This window comes from Rothia halotolerans, from assembly GCF_004136635.1.
In the GTDB taxonomy this organism is placed as follows: domain Bacteria; phylum Actinomycetota; class Actinomycetes; order Actinomycetales; family Micrococcaceae; genus Rothia; species Rothia halotolerans.
In genome coordinates this window covers 408,981-431,216 of record NZ_NOIU01000002.1, presented here as the reverse complement: position 1 = coordinate 431,216, position 22,236 = coordinate 408,981, and the positions used below count along the sequence as shown (strand labels likewise).

The following is a 22,236-nucleotide window of genomic DNA, read 5'->3' as shown; positions in this document are numbered from 1 at the left end:
CCCGCCGGGCCTAGTCCAGCTGCTCGGCCGCCTGACCCAGCTCTGGCACCAGGCGGATACGCACCTCGGCGTGATCGGCGTCAGGGTCGATGGTGTCCAGGTAGTCGCGCACCTGCTGTTCGGCGTGGGCCAGGCTGCGCACCTGGGTCGCGTTCTCGTCGTCCAGGATCAGCTCCCAGCCGTGCGCCCATGTGCGGGCGGTCACGATCAGTTCGTTGCTCGTCATCACTTCTCCTCCTGCTCGGTCTTGCCCTCGATGGCCGTCAAGGCGTTGCGGCTCACCGCAGGCGAGGCCTCCTGCGCCCGGGCCCACCACTCCGGCTCGTCCAGAGGCGCCACGAGGCCGGCATGGTGCAGCATGAAGCGGCGCAGCCCGGCGGGATCCCGCAGCTCGATGTCGACGACGTCGCCCTCCCGGTCGATGCCGGGGCCCGGGGCCTCCGCGAGCCGCATCGGGCGCATGACCGCGCCGTCGAGCTGCTCCGCGATCCTGGGGGCGCTGCGGGAGACCCACACCAGGGTCCGCTCCGCCGGCGCCGCCCCGGCGGAGCCGGGCACGGCGTCCTCGCCGCAGTCGTCCTCCTCGACCCGCTCGATCGCCTCGATCCGGTAGGTCCGCTCCTCGCCGTGCTCCAGGCTCAGGGCGCGGAGGCGCCAGCTCCCGTTGGTCGTGTAGAGGTCGCGGGGCTCCACCCGGCGCGGGGTCGCGGAGGCCCGGCCGCGGGAGCGGTAGGCGATGCGGACCCTGTGTCCGTCCTCCATCGCGGCCCGGAGCCGGTCGACGACGTCGCTGGTGCGGGACTCGACGCGGATCGAGACCTGCTCGGCGTCGAGGCTGTCCTCCGGCGCCACGCGGGCGAGCTTCTCGGCGACCGCGGCGATGGTCGGGTCCAGCTCCGGGGCGACCTCGGCCAGCAGCCGCATCGCCAGCAGCAGCCGGAGCACCTGCTCCGGCGGGAGGCGCAGCGGTCGGTCCAGGTGCTGCGTCAGGTGCACGTACAGCTCGCCGTCCAGGGACTCGACCCGGAGATCCCCGCTGCCGATGAGGTAGTCCCCGGCCGCGGCGACGGCGTCGATGTCCCGGCCGATCTGCCGGCGGGTGGTGCCGAAGCGCTCGGCGAGCTCTCCCACCGTGGTCCCGGGCCGGGAGCCGAGGTAGGCGATGATGTCCAGCAGCCTCAGGAAGCGGCGCGGGTTCGACTCGCGACGCCGGGTGCGCGGGGCCTCGGCGTCGGCCTCCCCCGGCTCGGTGGCCGGGCCCGCGGCCAGCAGGCGGGTCAGCCGGGCGGCGGTCTCCTCCAGCTCCGCGACCCGACGCTCCACCGCCCGCAGGGTCTCAGGATCCAGGTCCTCGGACTCCAGGACAACCTTGCCAGGGGCCTCCGCGAGGCAGCGGCAGCACTCCTCCAGGTCGGTGACCTCGGCGCGGAGCAGGAGGTCGCCCTCCTGCCGGAGCGGCGCCTGCGTGTCGTCGTCCCCGCGTCCGGGCGAACCCGCCGCAGCGTCGGCCCGCCGAAGACCGATGCCCGCCTCCAGCCAGTCGGCGACGACGGGCAGCAGCTCGGGCGCGCAGCGCAGCCGCACCCGCGCGCCCCCGGAGTCGGTCAAATCCTCCAGCGCCCGGGACATGGAGAAGCCCGGCGGCGGGCCGGGAGCATCGCTGGGCCGGGACTCGATGCCGGACATGCGGGAGAGCCGCAGCGTGCGGGGAGCCCCGCGCTCCGGGTCCCAGCCGCTGACGTACCAGTGGTTGAAGCGCTGCCCCAGCCCCCACGGCCGCAGGCGGCGGGGGCGCCGCGTCAGGCTGTCGCCGGCGCGGTAGCCGAAGCTCAGCTCCTCGCCGCGCGGCAGGGCGGCGAGGACCGCCTCGAAGCCGCTGCCGCCCGGGTCCAGGCCCGGCACCGCGATCCGGGCGCGAGGCGCCTCGGCGTCGGCGGGCAGGCCCAGCCGCCACACCGCCCGGTCCATCTCCTCGCCGTAGCGGGGGTCCTCCCAGAGCCGGGAGGCCATGCCCAGGACCAGTCGCTCACCGGCGTCGAACCTCACCTCGGGCAGCCACAGGCCGTACCGGTCCAGCGAGTACACCGGCTCGCCGCGGCGGTGCTCGACGAGGATCTCCAGGCCCAGCTGGCGCAGGGCCGCTTTGTCCCGCTCGAAGGTGCGCTCGAAGGCGGCGGCGGAGCCGAGCTCGCGGTACGCCTCGATCCCCTCCCGGATCTGCGCGCGCGAGAGCGGCCGCTCGCGGGCCACGAGCAGGCTGTACAGGGCGAGGAGGCGCTCAGGGACCTTGGCCGGCATCAGCGTCCCCCGCGCGCGGCGTCGGGCCTCGGCACGGCGGGAGGGGTCCGGTCAGCGGACGTCGAGGAGGTCCACCACGAAGATCAGGGCCTGGTCCGGCCCGATCACGGCACCGGCCCCGCGCGAGCCGTAGGCCAGCTCGGAGGGGATCTCCAGGCGGCGGCGGCCGCCGACCCGCATCCCGATCAGGCCCTGGTCCCAACCCTGGATGACCTGGCCGACGCCGGCGCGGAAGCTCAGCGGCTCGCCGCGGTTCCAGGAGGCGTCGAACTCCTCGCCGCCGTCGTAGGTCACGCCCACGTAGTGGCAGGAGACGGTGTCGCCGGGGGCGACCTCGCGGCCGGCGCCCTCGACGAGGTCTCGGATCACGAGCTCCTGCGGGGCGGCGTCGGCGGGGAAGTCGACCTCGGGCTTGGTGCGGTCGAGGTTGCGCTGTCCGAAGGACATGGGACCCTCCTGGGGTGTGTTGCGGTTACTGGTCGGAACTGGACTCGGCGGGGGCCGGGGAGCCGTGGTTGCCGTCCTGCGGCATGGTGCCGTCGTCGGGCTGGGCGGAGGCGTCGGCGTTCTCGGCCGGGGCCGAGCGGCCCAGGATGTCGACGACGAAGACCAGGGAGCCCGCGGGCTTCTGCTCCGCGTTCTCGCCGAGCTCCTCGGCCGTGCCGTACGCCTTCTCGGCCGGGACCACGAGCAGCACGCGGGAGCCGACCTTCTTGCCGGCCAGGCCCTCGCTCCAGCCGGGGACGACCTGGGACAGCGAGAGGCTCGCCGGCTGGCCGGTCCACTGGGCGTCGAACTGCTCGCCGTCCTCCCAGCGCACGCCGGCGTAGTGGACGAAGACGCTGTCCTCCGCGCCGACCTCCTCGCCGTCGCCCTCGATGAGGTCCTGGGCGACCAGGTCGGTCGGCTCGTCCTGGCCCTCGGGGATGGTGATCTGGGGGTCGCCCTCGCCGAAGGAGACGTCGGGGAGGTCCTCGGGCGGGGTGACCTCGGTGCCCTCGGCCTCGGAGAGGATCTTGGAGTCCACCGAGTAGATCTCCACGGCGTTGCCCGGGCTCTGACCGCCCTGCTGCTGGGAGCCGCCGCTCTGCTTCGCCGCGGCGTCGTCGGCGGGCTGGGCGTAGGCGAAGGTGACCCCGACCTTGTTGCCCATGAGCAGGTCGTAGATCTCGGGGAGCTGGTCCTTCAGGGTGTCGTCGACCGTGATGGTGATCGGCTGCTCGGAGTAGGTGTCGCCCAGGCTCGACTGGTCCTCGGCGTTGAACAGGGAGGCGTTCACCTCGACGGTGTCCCCCTCCTCGATCTGGTCGCCGTCGCCCTCCTCGAGGACGCGCGTCTGCGGCTCGTCGACCTTCAGGGGGGTCTCGAAGGAGACCGAGGGCGCCTTGCCCTCCCCCTGGTTCTCGTAGTCGATCGAGTCGAGGTCCCCTCCACCGCATCCGGCGAGGAGCAGGGTCAGCGCCACGGCCGCGGCGGAGAGCTTGAGGGTTTTGCGCACTGTCATGTCCTTGAGGTTGGCTTCCCGTGCGTCCTCGCAGACGCACCGGCTTCGACTGTAGTACACCGTCCTGGGCGGGCGCTCGACGCCGTCCGGCGGGAGCCGCCCGCCCGGCGTCGGCCGGACGCGCGGCAGAGGCCCGTCACACCGGCGGCATGCCGCCGTCCGCGTCGGCCGGGACCGAGGCGAGCATGGTGCGGATGCTCTCCTCCACCGCCGGGTCCTCGTCCGCGAAGGGGTCCTGGCAGAGGTGGGTGAGGCCCGGATGCTGGTTGACCTTCAGGTGCACCCAGTCCACCGTGTGGTCCAGCCCGGCGCGCCGCGCGGCGTCGACGAACCGCCCGCGCAGGGCCGCCCGCGTGCTGGGCGGGGCCTCCGTGGCCATCCTGACCTCCGCCTCGCTCACCCAGCGCTTGGCCAGGCCCTTGCGCTGCAGGAGGTAGAACAGACCGCGCTGCTGGTTGATGTCGTGGTACGCCAGATCCAGCTGCGCGATCTTGGGGTCGGAGTAGTCCGTGCCGCGGCGGGCGATCGCGCCACCCAGCAGCTTGGCCTTGATGGCCCAGTCGATCTCCGTATCGATCCCCGAGGCGTCGCCGGTCTCGACGGCGTCCAGGGTGCGCTCCCACAGGTCCATCACGTACGGCATCTCCGGGCGGTCGCTGCCCTCCCGCTCCAGGTGGGTCTGGGCCGCGCCGAGGAACTCGCGCTGCAGGTCCAGCCCGCTGATGCTGCGGCCGTCGGTCAACCGGACGGCGTGCCGCCCGGTGGGGTCGTGCGAGATGGTGCGCAGCGCCAGGCCGGGGTTCTTCAGCTCAAGGTCGGGCAGCCGCGCCCGGTCCTCGATCAGCCGCAGCACGACGTCGGTCATCCCGGCGCGGGCCAGCAGCGTCGTCTCCGACATGTTCGAGTCCCCGACGATCACGTGCAGCCGGCGGTACTTCGAGGCGTCGGCGTGCGGCTCGTCGCGGGTGTTGATGAGCGGCCGGGAGCGGGTCGTGGCGGAGGAGGCGGCCTCCCACACGTAGTCGGCCCGCTGCGAGAAGGAGTAGGAGCCGCCCTCCTTCTTCATCGCCACCGCGGTGGGGCAGCCGGCGGGGTGCACCCGCCCGGCGCCGACCACGAGCTGGCGGCTCACCAGGAAGGGCACGAGGAAGCGCACCAGCCGCGAGAACTCGGCCCGGCGGGAGAGCAGGTAGTTCTCATGCGAGCCGAAGGAGTGGTCCGCCGAGTCGACATTGTTCTTGAACAGGTGCAGCCGGCCCTCGGTCCCGCGCAGGGCGAGGTGGTCCTCCGCCTGCTCCGCCAGGTCCTCGAAGAGGCGCTCCCCGGCCTTATCCTGGCGCACCAGGTCGCTGAGGCTCGCGCACTCGGCGGTCGCATACTCCGGGTGGGAGCCGACGTCGAGGTAGAGCCGGGCGCCGTTGCCGAGGAAGACGTTCGAGGACCTGCCCCACGCCACCACGGGGCGGAACAGCACCCGGGCGGCCTCCTCCGGGGAGAGGTGGCCCATCCCCCGGGGGGAGAAGCGGATGCCGAACTCGGTCTCGATCCCGAAGATCCTGCGCTGCATGGAGCCTACTGGCCGCCCTTCTGGACGAAGCCGCGCACGTACTCCTCGGCGTTCTCCTCGAGGATGCCGTCGATCTCGTCGAGGATGTCGTCGGTCTCGGTGACCAGGGACTGGTCCACGGGCTTCGCCTCGGAGATCAGCTCCTGCTCCTGCTCGCGCTCGCTCGCGCGCTCGGACTCCTGCGGGGACTCCCGGAACTGGGCCATCGTCTCCACCTTCCTTTCCTGCCGGCGCACGGCGCCGGGCGTTCACTCTTCGCGGTGCGGACGACGTCGTCCGCTGGTCTTCTAGGAGACCGTCTCGAGCCCCAGCGCGAGCACGGCCTCGTGCGCCGTGGCGGCCCGGCCGAGGGCCTCCTCCACCTCGGCGCGGGTGAGGCGGCGCGGGTCGTCCATGAGCCATCGGTGGACCCGGTCCGTGGAGAGGTCCCGGACGGCCAGGACCTCCCAGCCGGCGCTGTGGATCTGCTCGGGCCAGCGCGCGATCATGCTGCCGCGCAGGTAGGCCCGGGTGTCCTCCGGCGGTCCGGCGACGGCGGCGTCGATGCGCTCCTCGTCGAGCAGGGTCCTGATCCGGCCGAGCGACACGAGCTTAGAATACAGGCTCCGCTCGGGGCGCAGGTCCGCGTACTGGAGATCCAGCGCCTGGATCTTGGGGTCCGAGGGGCCGACGCCGCGCTGCTCGTACCCCTTGACCAGGGCGTACTTGGCGACCCAGTCAAGCCGGTCCGCCAGCAGTAGCGGGTCCTCCTCGAGGTCGCGCAGGACCTCGAACCACAGCTCGAACAGGCGGCGGTCCCGCGGGCGCAGCTCGACGCCGTCGCGGTCCGCCCACGCCCGGGCCGCCTCGGCGTACTCGCGCTGGATCTCCAGGGCGGTCAGCCGGCGCCCGTCGGCGAGCTCGAGGCGCGTGGTCAGCGTCGGGTCGTGGCTGGTGGCCCGCATCGCGGCGACCGGGTCGGCGAGGTCCAGGCGGGGGGCGGCGTCGTGCTCGATCAGGGTCAGCACCGCCGCGGCCATGGCGTACTTGAGCACCGCGGAGGTGTGGGCGAGGTTCGAGTCGCCGGTGATGACGTGCAGGCGGCGGTGCCTCTCCGCGTCGGCGTGGGGCTCGTCGCGGGTGTTGACGATCGGCCGCCGCACGGTGGTCTCCAGGCCGATCAGGCGCTCGAAGAAGTCCGCCCGCTGGCTGATCTGGAAGCCGGGGCGGACCTCGCTCGCGCCGATCCCGGCCCGGCCGGCCCCCGTGACGACCTGCCGGGTGGCCAGGAACGGCAGCAGCCCGGCGGCGAGCCGCTGGAAGTCCAGCGAGCGGGGCACGAGGTAGTTCTCGTGCGAGCCGTAGGAGACGGACTTGTTGTCGGTGTTGTTCTTGTACAGCAGCACCGGGTCCGGCCAGGTGGAGGCGTAGCGGCGCGGGATCGCCGCCGCGGCGGCCGCGGCGATCCGGTCGCCGGCGAGGTCCCAGGCGGCGGCGTCCCACGGGTTGGTCGCCTCCGGGGCGGAGTACTCCGGGTGCGCGTGGTCCACGTACAGGCGCGCGCCGTTGGGCAGCACGCGGTTCATCACGGCGCTCTCCCAGAACGCCGGGTTCACGGTGTCCGGCGTCTCCTCGATGAGCTCGCGGGCGATGTCCTCGCTGGTCAGCACGTGGCCGCGGTGGGTCATCTGGCTCGGGTGGGCCTCCTGTTCGGACATCTCGAAGCCGCGGGCGTCGCGCAGCGGCGTCTCCGCCTCGTAGTCCCAGCCGGACCGCCCGCCGTCGACCGCGGCGAAGCTGTCCACCACCAGGGTGGAGAGCACCGTGTCGTTGGCGCCCGGGCGCGCCGGGCAGGTGACCCCGAACTCGGTCTCCGAGCCGATGATGCGGTCGAAGATCACGAGCCCGCCCCGTCCTTCGCGCGCGGGTCCAGGGACAGTCCCTCGGGGCCGTCCTCCCCCGTCAGCGGGCGCTCAAGCGAGGACAGGGCGACGGAGAAGCCGAGGTACTTCAGCCAGTCCTCGACGTCGGCGCGGGAGGCGGCGTCGCGCTGCTGGTCGAACTCGTCCCGGGCGCTGCGCACCAGGTGCTCCCCGGAGATTCCCTTGACGCCCTCCTGGAGGTAGGTCTTGATGGCGAGCTTCTTGGCGCGGTCGACGATGTTGCGGATCAGCGCGCCGGAGAGGAAGTCGTTCCAGTAGGTGGGGATGCGGCGGCCGTCGGCCAGCACCGCGTCCAGGTAGCGGCGCTCGTCGTCGCGGCGGAAGATCTCCTCGACCACCGCCTCGATCATGGCGCGCACGGCGGCCGCCCGGTCGCCGTCGTGCTCCGCCAGGACCCCGGCGTCCAGCGGGAGGTCCTCGCGCACGTAGAGGCCGAAGATCTGGGCGGTCCCGGCACGGTCGGGGCGGTCGATGCGGACCTTGACGTCGAGGCGGCCGGGGCGAAGCACGGCCGGGTCGATCATGTCCTCGCGGTTGGTCGCGCCGATGACGATCACGTTGTTCAGCGACTCGACGCCGTCGATCTCGGCGAGCAGCTGCGGGACGATGGTGGTCTCGACGTCGGAGGACTTCCCGGCGCCGCGGGTGCGGAACAGGGACTCCATCTCGTCGAAGAAGATGACCACGGGGTTGCCCGCGCTGGCCTTCTCCCGGGCGCGGGAGAAGATGGCGCGGATCTGCCGCTCGGTCTCGCCGACGAACTTGTCCAGCAGCTCCGGGCCCTTGATGTTCAGGAAGTAGCCGCGCAGGTTCCGCGAGGCCCCGGCGGTCTCCTCGACGCGGTCGGCCAGCGACTTGGCCACGGCCTTGGCGATCAGCGTCTTGCCGTTGCCGGGAGGGCCGTACAGCAGGATGCCTTTGGGGGCCGAGAGCTCGTGCTCGCGGTACAGCTCGGGGTGGAGGAAGGGCAGCTCGACGGCGTCGCGGATCTGCTCGATCTGCGTCCCCAGGCCGCCGACGTCGGCGTAGGAGGTCGTGGGGATCTCCTCGAGGACCAGCTCCTCCGCCTCGGTCTTGGGCACGACGTCGAGCGCCACGCCGCTGACGGAGTCGAAGGACACCGCGTCGCCGACCCGCAGGGCGGAGCCCTCGAGCCGGCCCGAGCGCAGCGCCACGGTCTGGGTGTTGGAGCCGGTGCCCAGGACCAGGCGGTCCTCGTCCAGGAACTCGCGCACGGTGGCGATCTCGCCGGTGGGACGGTAGCCGATCGCGGCGCAGGCGCCCATGGTCTCGGTCAGCAGCACCGTCATCCCGACGCGGACGTCGTCGATGTCCAGCACGGGGCTGACCGGCACGCGGACGGTGCGCCCGCCCATCGCGACGTCGAGGCTCGCCTGGGTCTCCGCGACCGCACGGGCGTCCCCGGTCAGCGAGGCCCCCGAGCGCACCGGCCGGTTCACCCGCAGGACCTGCGCCTGGTTCATCGGGGCCTCGAGGTCCTGGGAGATGGCCTGCTTGAGGCGCAGGATGTCCCCGCGGGCCGTCTCGAGCGCCTGGACCAGCTTGTCGTTGCGCTGGGCGGCGACCTTGAGCTGCTTGTCGAGGTTCGAGCGCTGATCGCGCATCAGGCTCAGCTGCCGCAGCGCGGTCTGGTGCTCACGAGGGTCGATGGGTGTCTGGGACTCTGCCATGCCTCCAGCTTGGCACTCGCGGCGCCGCTCGACCAACCTATTCCGTATCCTGACCCTGCCGCGCCGCGCGGTCCGCCTGGGACTGGGCGTCCCGGGCCGCGCGGCGGAGCTTGCGATCCGAGACGTTGCGCTCCCCCAGCGCGTTGGGGGTCCAGGCGTTCATGTCCTCCTCCGAGAAGTCGGTCTTGGAGGCGCGCCGCTTGGGCGCCAGCCGCTCGGCGCCGTCGGCGAGGCGGCGCGCGGAGATCAGGAAGCCGGTGTGGGCGACCATGCGGTGGTCGGGGCGCACGGCGAGGCCCTCGACGTGCCAGCCGCGGACCATGGTCTCGAAGGACTCGGGCTCGGTGAAGCGGCCGTCGGCCCGCAGGGCCTCCGCCGTCCGGGAGAGCTGCGTCACGGTCGCGACGTAGCACATGACGACGCCGCCCGGCACCAGCGCGGTGCCGACCGCCTCCACGCACTCCCACGGCGCGAGCATGTCCAGCACCGCGCGGTCCACCGTGCCGGGCCGCTCGTACTCGCCGAGCTGCTCCGCGAGGTCCCCGAGGGTCAGCTCCCAGGCCGGGTGGGGCCCGCCGAACATGGTCTCCACGTTGCCCTGGGCGATCTGGGCGAACTCCTCGCGCCGCTCGAAGGAGCGCAGGTGTCCGGTGTCCCCGATGGCCCGCAGCAGCGAGATGCTCAGGGCCCCGGAGCCGACGCCGGCCTCGATGACCCGCGCGCCGGGGAAGACGTCGGCCATCGTGATGATCTGCCCGGCGTCCTTGGGGTAGACGACCGCCGCGCCGCGGGGCATCGAGAGGACGAAGTCCTTCAGCAGCGGGCGCAGGGCCTGGTACTGGTAGCCGACCGAGTTGGAGATGACCGTGCCCTCGGGCCGGCCGATGAGGTCGTTGTGCAGCAGGACGCCGCGGTGGGTGTGGAACTCGCCGTCCTGGGCCAGCGTGATGGTGTTCATCCGGCGGCGCTCGTCGGTGAGCTGGACCCGTTCCCCTGCGCGGAACGGCCCTCGGCGATTCTGAGCGCCCGTGGCGTGCTGCTCGGGGGTCGCGGAGGATTCTGGGGACATGTGTGTACTCCTGGAGGGTGTGCGCGGGGTGTACGGGGGCGGTCCGGGCGGGCCGGGGCCGCGTCCATTGTCGCATGGGCGGGGAGGCGGGTCGGCGCGTACCGGGGCGCTCAGTCGCCGGCCTGGCGCCTGCGGATCGCCTCGATGACGTCGGCCTCGAAGAGCAGGGCGGGCGAGCGGGCTGGTCCGAGGACGGGCCAGATGCGGCCCGGCAGCTGCGCGATGCGGGCTGCGAGGGCGTCGCCGCCCAGGTTCGCCGGGAGCGGGCGGTCCCAGGTCACCTGGACCATGAGGGACTCCGCCGGGGCGTCGTCGTCGCCGGCCAGGCTCGCGGCGGCCAGCGCGGCGCGGTCCACCACGCCGACCCCGCGGCCGCGCTCGTCGGTCACGAGGTAGACGCCGCGGGCGTCGTCGAGCGGGGGCAGCTCGGCGAGCCGCTGCCCGGTGCGGACCGGCACGGCGGGACGGGCCAGCGCTCCCACGCTCAGGCCGCCGACGGCGCGGCGGAAGGAGATGCCGCGCAGCGTCTGCAGCGCCCCGGAGACCAGGAAGAAGGCCACCAGCAGGGTCACCACCAGCAGCAGCGGCGAGGCCCACAGCCCCGAGACCGCCAGCCACACGACCAGCGCCAGGGAGAGGGCGATGCCGAGCCAGGCGGCGGTGCGCTGGCCGGCGTCGCGCGATCCCGTGAGCTTCCACACCAGCGCCGCCACCGCGTGCCCGCCGTCCAGCGGGATGCCGGGCAGGAGGTTGAAGACGCCGACCAGGCCGTTGGTGATCGTCACCAGGTACAGCAGCACGGAGCCGAGCGAGCCGGCCTCGGCGGTGCCGGTCAGCGCCCAGCCGGCCGCCGCGATCACGAGGTTCGCCGCGGGGCCGGCCACCGAGACCAGCGCTGAGCGCCCGGGGGCGTCGCGGCCGGGGGTGAAGCTGGTGTGGCCGCCCCACAGGGTGAGGTCGATGCTCATCACCCGCCACCCGAAGGCGCGGGCCGTGAGGGCGTGGCACAGCTCGTGGACGAAGACCGAGGCGGCCATGAACAGCGCGAAGATCAGCGCGACGACGTAGCCGTTGACCGCCAACGCCTCGAAGCGCCGGGAGAGGAAGCCGCCGTAGAGCACCACGATCAGCACCGTCAGCAGGAACCACGAGCGCGCCAGGTAGATGGGGACGCCGGCGATCCTGCCGCAGTAGAGCCCTCGCCTCGACATCACGGCCTCCTAGAGCCCGATCCCCAGCCGGAGGGAGATCAGGGCGACGACGTCGGCCGCGCTTCCCGCGGCGGAGGGCTCGGCGAGGGCGCGCTCGGCCCACGCGTCGACGGCCTCCAGCGCCCGCGGGGAGTCGAGGTCGCGGCCCAGGGCCTGCCTGACCTCCTCGACGAGGCGGTCGCTGGCGTCCAGCGCGGCGGAGGGCTCCTCGGCGACCGCGGCGACGGCGCGCTGCCACCGCTCGAGGCGGTGCTCGGCGGCGGTCAGCAGCTCGTCCGTCCAGAACCAGTCCGAGCGGTAGTGGTTGGCCAGCACCGCCAGGCGGATGGCCCGGGGGTCCCGGCCCTGGGCGCGCAGGGCGGAGATGAGCACGAGGTTGCCGCGGGACTTGCTCATCTTCTCGCCGTCGAGCCCCACCATGCCGGTGTGGACGTAGTGCTCGGCCATCCGCTCGCCCGTCATGGCGAAGGCGTGGCCCGCGCCCATCTCGTGGTGCGGGAACCGCAGGTCGGAGCCGCCGCCCTGGACGGTGTAGGGCATGCCGAGGAAGCGCTGGGCGATCACGGTGCACTCGATGTGCCAGCCGGGGCGGCCCTGACCCAGCGATCCGCCGTCCCAGTGGGGCTCGCCGTCGCGGCGCGCCCGCCAGAGCAGCGGGTCGAAGGGATCCCGCTTGCCGGGACGCTGCGGGTCCCCGCCCCGTTCGGGGAACAGCTCGGCCATGTGCTCCTCGGAGTAGGTGGAGACGTAGCCGAGGAACCAGCGGGCGGGCTCGTTGCGGGTGTCCGCGGCGCCGCGGACGTCGAAGTAGACGTCCCCCTCAGGGTGCTCGACGCCGTCGGGCCCGGTGCCGGCGGGGACCCGGTAGGCGAAGCCCTCCTCGATCATCTGCTCGACCCAGGGCACCAGCCAGTCGATGGCCTCGGTGGCGGGGACGTAGTGGTCCGGCGGGACGATCGACAGCGCCTCCATGTCCGCCCGGAACAGGTCGGTCTGGTCCTGGGCCAGGTCCCGCCAGTCGACGTCGGTGTCCCGGGCCCGCTCGAGCAGCGGGTCGTCGACGTCGGTCACGTTCTGCACGTAGGTCACGCTCTTGCCCGCGTCGAGCCAGGCCCGCACGAGCAGGTCGAAGGTGATGTAGGTGGCGGCGTGGCCCATGTGGGTGGCGTCGTAGGGGGTGATGCCGCAGACGTACAGGCCGGCCGAGTCCTCGGCGTCGGGGAGCTGGGCGATCCCGCCCAGGCGGGTGTCGAAGATGGACGGGACGGCTGCCGTGGAGCCGAGCCGCTCCAGGGCCGGTGAGGACCAGGTGCGCATGAGGGCCTTTCGGGAAGGACGGGGATGGGGGGCTACGGGACCAGCACGCCGGTGCCGAGCAGGACGAACACGAGGGCGCCCAGGCCGATGCGGTACCAGACGAACAGGCCGTAGCTGTGGGTCGAGACGAACTTCAGGAACCACCCGATCATCAGGTAGCCCACCACGAAGGCGATGATCGTCGCGAGGATGGTGGGACCCACCGAGTAGTACTCGTCGAAGCCGCCGGAGATGGAGGTCGCGAGCTTGTACAGCCCGGACAGGAAGACGGCGGGGATGGCCAGCAGGAAGGAGTACCGCGCCGCCGCCTGGCGGGAGTACCCCATGAGCAGGCCGGCGGTGATCGTGCCGCCGGAGCGGGAGACGCCCGGGATCAGGGCCAGCGCCTGGGCGAAGCCGTAGAGGATGCCGTGCTTGAGGGTCAGGTCCTTCAGCTCCAGCTGCTCGCGGCCGATGCGGTCGGCGATGCCGAGGAAGACGCCGAAGACGACCAGCATCGTCGCGGTGATCCACAGGCTGCGGAACTCGGCGTCGATGTAGTCCTGCAGCAGCAGGCCCAGGATCCCGATGGGGATGGAGCCCAGGATGATGAACCAGCCCATCCGGGCGTCGGGGTCCCTCTTGTCGACCGTTCCCCTCAGGGAGCCGAACCACCGGGCGATGATCCTGACGATGTCCCGCCAGAAGAACAGCAGGACCGCCGTCTCCGTGCCGAGCTGCGTGATCGCCGTGAACGCCGCGCCGGGGTCACTGGTGTTCGGGAGCAGCTGCCCCACGATGCTGATGTGCCCCGAGGAGGAGATGGGGAGGAACTCCGTCAGGCCCTGCACCAGGCCGAGGATGAATGCTTGAAACCATGCCACACGAAGACTCTACATAACCCCCGGACCGGGCCGGTGCAGGAGGGTGAGCGTGTGCGTGAGCTAACAGCTCAGCGGGTCACCGGGAGCCCGGCTCCTCGACGCCCTCGTCCGAGTCCTCGCCCAGGACGTCCTCCAGGTCCTCGTCCTCGAGCAGGTCCTCCTCGGCGTCGTCGTCCTCGACGAAGACCTCGAGGGGCGTGACCTCGTCGTAGGCGGCGTAGAGGGCGTCCTCGTACGCCTCGAACGCGTCCGCGATGCCGTAGTAGGCGGCCTCCACGGAGCTGTCCTCCTCGCCTCTCTTGGAGGCCACCGCGTTGAGGTGCTCTTCGAGGGTCTGGACCAGCATGTTCAGGGCCACGCGCGGATCGGTAGTCATGGTGTTAAAGCTATCCAACTTTCGAAGGGGTGGGAATAGGCCGCGCCGGGCGTGCCGGGAGAGCCCGGATCGCCCGGCGCGGCCGCCGCGGACGGCGTCAGTGGCCGAGGGTCCGCAGCGCGGCCTCCAGCGCCTCGGCCGAGGTGTGCAGGAGCTGCTCCTCGCGCTCGCTCATCGGCACCTCGAGGACCGTGCGGATCCCGCCGAAGCCCACCACCGAGGGCACCGACAGCGCGATCCTGGAGACGCCGTGGTACCCCTCCAGGACGGTCGAGACCGGGAGCACGGCGTCCTGGCCGTGCAGGACGGCCTCCGCGATGCGGGCGCCCGAGAGTCCGATGGCGTAGTTGGTGGAGCCCTTGCCCTGGATCACCTGGTAGGCCGCGCGCATGGCCCGCTCGGCGAGCTGGGCCTTCCGGTCCTCGGTGAACAGCCGGGAGCCGTCGGCCGCCTTCCAGCGGTCCACCGGCACCTGGCCGATGTTGGCCTGGGACCACAGGGGGAACTCGGAGTCGCCGTGCTCGCCCACGATCATGGCGTGCACGCTCGAGGGGGCGACGTCGGCCTCCTTGGAGATCAGCCACCGCAGCCGGGAGCTGTCCAGCACGGTCCCCGAGGAGAGGATGCGCTGCGGGGGCAGGCCGGAGATCCTCTGGGCGACGACGGTCAGGACGTCGCAGGGGTTGGTGACGAGCATGTACACGGCGTCGGGGGCCTGCTCCAGCAGGCTGGGCAGCATGGCCTCGAGGATCCTGACGTTCGCGTCGGCGAGCTCGAGCCGCGGCTGGCCGGGCTGCTGTTTGGCCCCGGCGGTGATGATGATCATGTCGGCGTCGCGCAGAAGCTCCGGGTCGCCGCCGCCGGTGACCCGGGTGCCGGGGGCGAACATGGAGCCGTGGGCGATGTCCAGCGCCTCCGCCTCGGCGCGCTCCGCGGCGATGTCGTAGAGCACCACCTCGCGGGCCGATCCGCGGATCATGGCGGCGTAGGCCATGGCGCTGCCCACTCCCCCCGCTCCGACGATGCCGAGCTTGGTCGATGGGCGATCTGCTGCTGTGGACATGGAGAAAACCCCTCTCATCGGTGCCGGCCACGCTGTCGGGGCCGATCGATGGTTCCAGTATCTCACGAAGGTGATGTTTTGTGTGGGTTTATGTGGTTTTATTCGGGAATGTGACGAGGGGATCCCCGCTTGGTCGCCACGGGGGCTCTCGGCGGTGGTCCGACCTCGGCACGGACGCTCCGGTTCCGAGGCCCAGGCGACCCGGGGAGCTTCATGCAGTGCGCGTACTGGAAAACGGGGGGCAGGCACGGAGTCGAAGCGGAGGGAGGAAAGCCCCGGGCATGCGAAACGGCCCCGGCCGGGATTCACATCCCGGCCGGGGCCGTCTCTTCATCGTGCGCGAGGGGGGACTTGAACCCCCACCCTCTAATACGAGGACTAGCACCTCAAGCTAGCGCGTCTGCCTATTCCGCCACCCGCGCAGGTGAGCGTCTCCAGGAGCTTCAACTCCCGGGCAACGAGTAATAACTTACTGCACCCGAGGGTTTCGCGCAAACCGGGGGCCGCGGCGCCCCTGGTGACGCTCCTCACCCGGGTTCGGGCTCGCCGTCCCCGCCGACGTCGGGCATGTGCTCGAAGGCGAAGTGCTGCCTGCCCGAGCGGCTCACACCGCGCAGGCTCATTGCCACCTCCGCCCCGAGCACGCGCCAGATCGAGACCTCGGCGGGCAGGCGGATGGGCGCGCCGAACTCCACCGACCACGTGCCCGGCGCGGAGGCGTCCCCGGCCGCGACGCCCAGCGCACGGGATGCCGCGTACATCCCGTGCGCGATCATCCCCTTCATCCCCAGCGCCTTGGCGCTCGGGGTGCTCAGGTGGATGGGGTTGATGTCCCCGCTGACCGCGGCGTAGGCCCTGCCGGTCGAGGCCGGCAGGCGCCACCGCGCGATGCGCCGCGCCCCGTCCCGGGGATCGGGCCGCTCACCGCGGTCGCCTCCTCCACCGCCGGACTTCCCCAGCGCCAGGTACAGCGACTCGTCCCGGAAGGCCAGCTTCCCGGCGTCGTCCCACACCTCGGCCAGGATCGTCACGGTGGTCCCCCGCCGGTGGCTGCCGAACTCGACGACGCTGGAGCGGATCCGCACCGAGGAGCCGATCTCCACCGGACGCAGGTGCCGCACCGAGTTCCTCAGGTGCACGAGCCCGAGGACGCCGAGGGGGAACCTCCCCGACGTCATCAGCCGCATGCTGACCGGGAACGTCAGGGCGTGCAGGAAGCCGCCGTGGGCGTGCGGGGTCGCCTCCCCCGCCACCGCCGCGACGAAGGCGGCGTGCCGCCGGGCGTCCACCCGCGCGCCGCCCTGCACGGGACGGATCCGCGAGGGCTCCGGCAGCTGCGCCGACCCCGAGGATCCGCCCAGCCCCCTCACCCTGCGGCGCGCCTCCTGCCGCGCGACCCTCGCCAGCGTCCCCGCCGGGCCGGACTCGCCCCGGTGCTGCCGCATGCGCTCTCCGAGTCCCATCACGCACCCACCATCGACTGGCCGCAGACCCGCAGCGTCTGGCCGCTGATCCCGGCGGCGGCGTCGGAGGCCAGGAAGCCGACGGCCTGGGCGACGTCGTCGGGGACCCCGCCCTGCTGCAGGGAGTTCAGGCGCCGGGCGACCTCCCGGGTCACGGCCGGCATGGCCCGGGTCATCTCGGTCTCGATGAAGCCCGGGGCGACGGCGTTGACGGTCCCCCCGGCCCGCGCGAAGCGTTCCGCCTCGGCGGCGACCATCCCGATGATCCCCGCCTTCGACGCCGCGTAGTTGCTCTGCCCCCGGTTCCCCGCGATGCCGCTGGTGGAGGCCAGCGAGACGAAGCGCGGGGCCGGGCCCAGGGCGCCCGAGTCCAGCAGCTGGCGGTTCATGGCCAGCTGCGAGGAGACGTTGACGGCGATGACGGAGGCCCACCGGGCTTCGTCCATGTTGGCCAGCAGCTTGTCCCGGGTGATGCCGGCGTTGTGGACGAGGACGTCGATGGGGCCGAGGCGGGCGGAGGCGGCCTCGGCGATCCGGCGCCCGGCGTCCTCGGCGGTGATGTCCAGCTGCAGGGCCACCCCGCCGACCTCGTTGGCCACGTTCGTCAGGGCCTCCCCGGCGGCGGGGACGTCCACGAGCAGCACCCGCGCGCCGTCGGCGCTCAGGCGCCGGACGATCGCCGCGCCGATCCCCCGCGCGGCGCCGGTCACCACGGCGGTCTTGCCCGCCAGCGGGCGGTCCGGATCCGTCGCGGCGCCGCCCGGCCGGACGGTGAGCGGCTGGCCGTTGACGTAGGCCGAGCGGGTGGAGAGGAGGAAGCGCAGCGGGGCGGCGGCGTCGTCGGACCCCGGCTCGACGCCGTCCTCCAGCAGCAGCGCGTTGCAGGTCGCGCCCCGGCGCACCTCGTGGGCCACCGAGCGCATGAGCCCGACGACGCCGGCCCGCGCCGCCGCCGTCCCCGGCGCGTCCTGCGGCGAGGCCGGCCGGCCCAGCACGACAATCCTCCCGTGCGCCGCCATCCCCTTGAGGGCGTGGCCGAGGGCCAGGGCGGTCTCCTGGAGGTCGCCGGGCTCCGCGGCCGCCGAGAAGTCGGCGATCACGGCGGCGTAGGCGGTGCGCGGCTCGGGATGGCGGTGGACCGAGCGCCCCTGGCTCAGCAGCCGTGCGGCCAGGGGGTCGGCGCCCTCCCCGCCGAGCACGAGCACCTCGCGGCCGGGCAGGTCCTCGACGCCGGGCTCGTACCGGCGCAGCGGGACGGGGTGGGGCAGTCCGAGCGCCTTGGCGGCGCGCTTGCCCAGGGGCGTGTTGATCAGGCGGGAGTAGGAATCGGTCATGGGACGCTCCTTGCGTGCTGTGGTCTCGCGAATGGGGCCGGGCTGGCGGATCCCGCCGGGAGCCCCCGGGTGGGATCCGCCGGGGCGGGCGGTGCGGGCTCGCTCAGGCGGTCGAGGCGTCGGCCTCGAGGACCATCGCGACGCCGAGCCCGCCGGCCGCACACACCGAGATCAGACCGCGCTGCGGACGGCCGGTCCGGGCGGAGTCCTCGTGCAGCTGCTTGGCCAGCGTCGCCACGATGCGCCCGCCGGTGGCCGCGAAGGGGTGACCCGCGGCCAGGGAGGAGCCGTTGACGTTGAGCTTGGACCGGTCGACGGTGCCCAGCGGCTCGCTGCGCCCCAGCCGCTCCCGGCAGAACTCCTCCGACTCCCACGCGGCGAGCGCGCACAGCACGGTCGCGGCGAAGGCCTCGTGGATCTCGAAGGAGTCGATGTCGGCGAAGCCGAGGTCCAGCCGCCGCAGCAGCCGGGAGACGGCGTAGACGGGGGCCATCAGCAGGCCCTCCTCCCCGCTCACGAAGTCCACGGCGGCGGCCTCGGCGTCGACGACGCGGGCCAGCGGCGTCAGCCCCTGCTCGGCGGCCCACTCCCGCGAGCCCAGCAGGACGGTCGCGGCGCCGTCGGTCAGCGGGGTGGAGTTGCCGGCCGTCATCGTCGCCTCCTCCTGGAGGGAGCGGCCGAAGACGGGCTGGAGGCTGCCCAGCTTCTCGAGCGTGCTGCCGGGGCGGAGGTTGCCGTCCCGGCTCAGCCCGCGGAAGCCGGTGACGAGGTCGTCGAAGAAGCCGCGCTCGTAGGCCGCGGCGAGGCGGTGGTGGCTGGCGAGCGCGAGCTCGTCCTGGGCGGTGCGCTCGATGCCCCACGCGGCGGTGGTCACGGCCTGGTGCTCGCCCATGGACAGGCCGGTGCGCGGCTCCTCGGTACTGGGGGCCTGGGGCTTGAGGTCGCCGGGGCGGATCTTGGCGGCCGCGGCGAGGCGCTGGCCGAGCGTGCGGGCGCGGGCGAGCTCGAGGAGGCGGCGGCGCAGCCCCTCGGAGACGACGATGGGGGCGTCCGAGGCGGTGTCGGCCCCGCCGGCGATGGCGGAGGAGAGCTGGCCGAGGCGGATCTTGTTGCTCAGGCCCCAGACGGCCTCCATGCCGGTGGCGCAGGCCTGCTGGACGTCGTAGGCCGGGGTCGTGGGGGCGAGGGCGGATCCGAGGACCGCCTCGCGGGTGAGGTTGAAGTCGCGCGAGTGCTTGAGGACCGCGCCGGCCGCCACCTCCCCGATCTCCCGGCGCGCGAGGCCGTAGCGGGCGGCGAGGCCGTCGAGGGCCGCGGTGAGCATCTCCCGGTTGCCGACCTGGGCGTAGGTGCCGTGGGAGCGGGCGAAGGGGATGCGGTTCCCTCCGAGGACGTAGGCGTCGGGCATGCTTCCTCCGTGTGGTGTGGCGCTGTCTGCTGGGCCCTGCGGCCCCGCCCCGGAAAGGGTGACCGGGGTTACATTCGTCAACATTACCTGATACTCTGCGTATCGTGAACACCATGAATCAGGGGGCCCCGCCGGACGGTCCCCGCCCGGCCCTCGACGGCCGGAGCACGCGCTGGGCGCAGCATCGCGCCCTCCGGAGGACCGAGCTCCTCATCAAGGCGCGCAGTGCCATCCACGAGCTGGGGCCCGCCGCCTCGATGGGCGAGATCGCGCAGCTGTCCGGGACGTCGAAGTCGGTGTTCTACCGCTACTTCCGGGACAAGCAGGGGCTGAGCCAGGCGCTGGGCGAGTTCCTGCTGGAGAGGCTCGAGGACAAGGTCGCGGAGGCGGCGAGCCGGGCGCGTGACGACCGGCAGCTGGTCCACGGCATGGTCGACGCGTACCTGGTGATGGTCCAGCGCTCCCCCGCCATCCACGAGTTCGTGACCCTCTACTCGGGTCTGGGGTGGAGCAGGGCGGAGGGGGCCTCGGGGCCCACCTCCTCGCTCGGGGCCTTCGCCGATCACGTGGCGGGTCTGCTGCTGCAGAACTTCGCCGACTCCGAGGCGAGCTCTTCCCTGCTGACCGGAGCCCTTCCGCCGGACTCCCCGATGCGCCGGGAGGGGCTGGGATACTGGGCCCGCGCCGTCGTGGGGATGGTCCACTCGGTCACCGAGAAGTGGCGGCACGCCCAGCTGGAGGGCGGGGCGCCGGATCGCGGCGTCGTCGTCGACTGCCTGACCGACTGGATCCTGGCCCCGGTCACGACGCCCGTCTCGCTCCCTTCCCCGCCCGGCGCTTCGCTTCCCGAACCCCTCGCGGCCGCGCCCGCCGGCCGGCCCGCCGATTCCGAGACACCCAGGAGGAGACCATGACACCTCTCGACAGCACCTCCGCAGACGCCCCGGCCCGCACCGCCGGCGGGACGGCGGCGCACCCCGGCTCGGGCCTCGACGTCGCGGCCCTGACCACCGCGCTGATGGGCCGCTGGGCCCGCGAGCGCCGGATCACCAGGGGCCTCATCGAGGACCCGGCCCTGCACAAGGACCCGGCGCTGACCTACCACGAGCAGCGCGAGCGCGTCTTCGGGCAGCTGGAGACGCTGGTGGAGAACGGGGTGGTGCACCGCGCGTACCCCCGCGCCGTCGGCGGGGAGGACAACCCCGGGGGCAACATCGCCGGCTTCGAGGAGCTCGTGGCGGCGGATCCCTCGCTGCAGATCAAGGCCGGGGTACAGTGGGGGCTGTTCGGCGCCGCCGTGCACCAGCTCGGCACCGAGGAGCACCACCGCCGCTGGCTGCCCGGGATCATGTCCCTGGAGATCCCCGGGTGCTTCGCGATGACGGAGATCGGGCACGGCTCGGACGTCGCCTCGATCGCGACGACGGCCACCTACGACCCGGAGACCGAGGAGTTCGAGGTCCACACCCCCTTCAAGGCGGCGTGGAAGGACTACATCGGCAACGCCGCGGTGCACGGCCGGGCGGCGGTGGTCTTCGCCCAGCTGATCACCCGCGGGGTCAACCACGGCGTCCACGCCCTCTACGTCCCCATCCGGGACGAGGAGCTGAACCTGCTGCCGGGGGTCTCCAGCGAGGACGACGGCCACAAGGGCGGACTGAACGGCATCGACAACGGCCGCTTGGCCTTCGACCGGGTCCGGGTCCCCCGCGAGAACCTGCTGAACCGGTACGGCGACGTCGCGGCCGACGGCGCCTACTCCTCCCCCATCGAGTCCCCGGGCCGCCGCTTCTTCACGATGCTGGGGACCCTGGTGCAGGGCCGGGTCTCGCTCGACGGCGCCGCGGCCAACGCCTCGAAGATCGCCCTGACCATCGCGATCCGCTACGCCTACGAGCGCCGCCAGTTCTCCACCGGCGGGGACCGGGAGCAGGTGCTGATGGACTACCAGCTGCACCGCCGCCGCCTGCTGCCGCTGCTGGCCCAGACCTATGCGGCGAGCTTCGCCCACCACGAGCTGCTGGAGACCTTCCACGAGGTGTTCACCGCCGAGGAGGACCGCCCCGAGGACCGCGTGGAGCTGGAGACCCTGGCCGCGGCGCTGAAGCCGGTGAGCACCTGGCACGCGCTGAAGACGCTGCAGCAGTGCCGCGAGGCCTGCGGCGGCTCCGGGTTCCTCACCAAGAACCGCTTCACCTCGCTGTACCAGGACCTCGACGTCTACGCGACGTTCGAGGGGGACAACCACGTGCTGCTGCAGCTGGTCGCCAAGCGCCTGCTGGGCGACTACTCGAAGGAGTTCGCCTCCCTCAACGTCGGCTCGATCACCAAGTACGTGACCAGCCGCGCCGAGGACCTGGCGCTGAACCGGACGGGGCTGCGCCGGGCCGCCCAGTCGATCCAGGACAGCGGGAACAGCCGGCGGGCCGTCAACGCCCTGAAGGAGGCGCAGAGCCAGCGGGAGCTGCTGCAGAACCGGGTGCACACGCTGATCAGCGCTGCGGCCCAGGAGCTGCGGCGGGCGCGGAAGCTGCCCGAGGAGGAGGCCGCCGCGGTGTTCAACTCCCAGCAGGTGCGGCTCATCGAGGCCGGGCGCGCGCACGGCGAGCTGCTGCAGTGGGAGGCGCTGACCCGCGCCGTCGAGGAGCAGGAAGGGCAGAACGCCGTCGTGCTGACGTGGCTGCGCGACCTGTTCGGGATGACGCTGATCGAGAAGAACATGGGCTGGTACATGTCCCACGGCTTCGTCTCGACCCGGCGCGCCCGCACCCTGGAGCCGTACATCAACCGGCTGATGGAGCGGCTCGAGCCGTACTCCCTGGAGCTGGTGGACGCCTTCGGGTACAAGCAGGCGCACCTGCGCGCGGAGATCTCCAGCGGGATCGAGGGCATCCGCCAGGAGGACGCCGCCGACTACCGCGACCGGCTGCGGGCGTCCTCGGAGGCGCCCGTGGACGAGAAGTCGCTGCGGGCCCGCAGGAAGCGATGAGCCGACGGCGTCCCGGGACATCCCGAGGGCCCGGGACGCCGTCGGGATGTGCCGGGACAGCTGTGGGGCGGGGCCGGGGCTTCCCCGCCTGTGAAGGGACGAGGGTCCCCGCACGGGAGTGAGCGGCTCGGGAGGCGGCGCGGGCCCACCCCGCGCCGCCC

At 72.8% G+C, this 22,236-nt stretch carries 19 protein-coding genes and 1 tRNA gene; 2 read left to right on the top strand and 18 right to left on the bottom strand.

All coding sequences use genetic code 11. The annotated features are described in order from the left end of the window. Nucleotides 1–10: 10 nt before the first annotated feature. The 18 genes from EWV39_RS06925 to EWV39_RS06840 all read right to left on the bottom strand — a co-directional run bounded on the left by EWV39_RS06925 (nucleotide 11) and on the right by EWV39_RS06840 (nucleotide 19,086). Entirely contained in the window at nucleotides 11–226 is a 216-nt protein-coding gene (locus EWV39_RS06925) for a hypothetical protein (protein WP_129658094.1), read from the bottom strand. Next, nucleotides 226–2,298 carry a helix-turn-helix transcriptional regulator gene (locus tag EWV39_RS06920; protein ID WP_129658092.1) on the bottom strand — a complete coding sequence of 691 codons (2,073 nt, stop codon included), beginning with the start codon at nucleotides 2,296–2,298 and terminating at the stop codon, nucleotides 226–228. The genes EWV39_RS06925 and EWV39_RS06920 overlap by 1 nt, the downstream gene beginning before the upstream one ends. A gap of 51 nt (nucleotides 2,299–2,349) precedes the next feature. Continuing rightward, on the bottom strand, nucleotides 2,350–2,745 hold the full coding sequence (locus EWV39_RS06915; RefSeq protein WP_129658090.1) for an FKBP-type peptidyl-prolyl cis-trans isomerase: 396 nt from the start codon (nucleotides 2,743–2,745) through the stop codon (nucleotides 2,350–2,352). Between the two features lie 25 nt (nucleotides 2,746–2,770). Further along, the gene (locus EWV39_RS06910; RefSeq protein ID WP_165313190.1) at nucleotides 2,771–3,796 is read right to left on the bottom strand and encodes an FKBP-type peptidyl-prolyl cis-trans isomerase; all 1,026 of its coding nucleotides are present in this window, start codon (nucleotides 3,794–3,796) and stop codon (nucleotides 2,771–2,773) included. Between the two features lie 142 nt (nucleotides 3,797–3,938). After that, on the bottom strand, nucleotides 3,939–5,369 hold the full coding sequence (gene pafA / locus EWV39_RS06905) for a Pup--protein ligase (protein ID WP_129658086.1): 1,431 nt from the start codon (nucleotides 5,367–5,369) through the stop codon (nucleotides 3,939–3,941). 5 nt (nucleotides 5,370–5,374) lie between these two features. Beyond that, the gene (locus EWV39_RS06900; RefSeq protein ID WP_129658084.1) at nucleotides 5,375–5,575 is read right to left on the bottom strand and encodes a ubiquitin-like protein Pup; all 201 of its coding nucleotides are present in this window, start codon (nucleotides 5,573–5,575) and stop codon (nucleotides 5,375–5,377) included. An 81-nt stretch (nucleotides 5,576–5,656) separates the two neighbouring features. Then, on the bottom strand, nucleotides 5,657–7,249 hold the full coding sequence (gene dop / locus EWV39_RS06895) for a depupylase/deamidase Dop (protein ID WP_129658082.1): 1,593 nt from the start codon (nucleotides 7,247–7,249) through the stop codon (nucleotides 5,657–5,659). Next, nucleotides 7,246–8,982: a proteasome ATPase gene (gene arc / locus EWV39_RS06890; protein WP_129658080.1), complete on the bottom strand. Its 1,737-nt coding sequence runs from the start codon at nucleotides 8,980–8,982 to the stop codon at nucleotides 7,246–7,248. The genes dop and arc overlap by 4 nt, the downstream gene beginning before the upstream one ends. Before the next feature lie 37 nt (nucleotides 8,983–9,019). Beyond that, the gene (locus tag EWV39_RS06885; protein ID WP_129658078.1) at nucleotides 9,020–10,051 is read right to left on the bottom strand and encodes a tRNA (adenine-N1)-methyltransferase; all 1,032 of its coding nucleotides are present in this window, start codon (nucleotides 10,049–10,051) and stop codon (nucleotides 9,020–9,022) included. Nucleotides 10,052–10,161: 110 nt separating this feature from the next. Next, nucleotides 10,162–11,262, bottom strand: a complete 1,101-nt coding sequence (locus EWV39_RS06880) for a site-2 protease family protein (protein ID WP_129658076.1) — start codon at nucleotides 11,260–11,262, stop codon at nucleotides 10,162–10,164. A gap of 9 nt (nucleotides 11,263–11,271) precedes the next feature. Continuing rightward, entirely contained in the window at nucleotides 11,272–12,579 is a 1,308-nt protein-coding gene (gene mshC, locus EWV39_RS06875) for a cysteine--1-D-myo-inosityl 2-amino-2-deoxy-alpha-D-glucopyranoside ligase (protein ID WP_129658074.1), read from the bottom strand. Between the two features lie 32 nt (nucleotides 12,580–12,611). Beyond that, nucleotides 12,612–13,442 (bottom strand): undecaprenyl-diphosphate phosphatase, encoded by an 831-nt coding sequence (locus EWV39_RS06870; protein WP_129658072.1) that lies wholly within the window; start codon nucleotides 13,440–13,442, stop codon nucleotides 12,612–12,614. Between the two features lie 76 nt (nucleotides 13,443–13,518). Continuing rightward, entirely contained in the window at nucleotides 13,519–13,818 is a 300-nt protein-coding gene (locus tag EWV39_RS06865) for a hypothetical protein (protein ID WP_129658070.1), read from the bottom strand. A 97-nt stretch (nucleotides 13,819–13,915) separates the two neighbouring features. After that, the gene (locus EWV39_RS06860; RefSeq protein ID WP_129658068.1) at nucleotides 13,916–14,881 is read right to left on the bottom strand and encodes an L-lactate dehydrogenase; all 966 of its coding nucleotides are present in this window, start codon (nucleotides 14,879–14,881) and stop codon (nucleotides 13,916–13,918) included. A gap of 336 nt (nucleotides 14,882–15,217) precedes the next feature. Next, a tRNA-Leu gene (locus tag EWV39_RS06855) sits at nucleotides 15,218–15,303 on the bottom strand. A 105-nt stretch (nucleotides 15,304–15,408) separates the two neighbouring features. Then, entirely contained in the window at nucleotides 15,409–16,344 is a 936-nt protein-coding gene (locus EWV39_RS06850) for a MaoC/PaaZ C-terminal domain-containing protein (protein WP_238148253.1), read from the bottom strand. Continuing rightward, entirely contained in the window at nucleotides 16,344–17,678 is a 1,335-nt protein-coding gene (locus EWV39_RS06845; protein WP_129658064.1) for a 3-oxoacyl-ACP reductase, read from the bottom strand. Before EWV39_RS06845 ends, EWV39_RS06850 begins: the two co-directional genes overlap by 1 nt. 103 nt (nucleotides 17,679–17,781) lie before the next feature. Further along, the gene (locus EWV39_RS06840) at nucleotides 17,782–19,086 is read right to left on the bottom strand and encodes an acetyl-CoA C-acetyltransferase (RefSeq protein WP_129658062.1); all 1,305 of its coding nucleotides are present in this window, start codon (nucleotides 19,084–19,086) and stop codon (nucleotides 17,782–17,784) included. Nucleotides 19,087–19,199: 113 nt separating this feature from the next. Between EWV39_RS06840 and EWV39_RS06835 the strand changes: the two genes are divergently transcribed. Beyond that, nucleotides 19,200–20,000 carry a TetR/AcrR family transcriptional regulator gene (locus EWV39_RS06835; protein ID WP_238148251.1) on the top strand — a complete coding sequence of 267 codons (801 nt, stop codon included), beginning with the start codon at nucleotides 19,200–19,202 and terminating at the stop codon, nucleotides 19,998–20,000. Beyond that, on the top strand, nucleotides 19,997–22,075 hold the full coding sequence (locus EWV39_RS06830) for an acyl-CoA dehydrogenase family protein (protein ID WP_129658057.1): 2,079 nt from the start codon (nucleotides 19,997–19,999) through the stop codon (nucleotides 22,073–22,075). Before EWV39_RS06835 ends, EWV39_RS06830 begins: the two co-directional genes overlap by 4 nt. Nucleotides 22,076–22,236 lie beyond the last annotated feature (161 nt).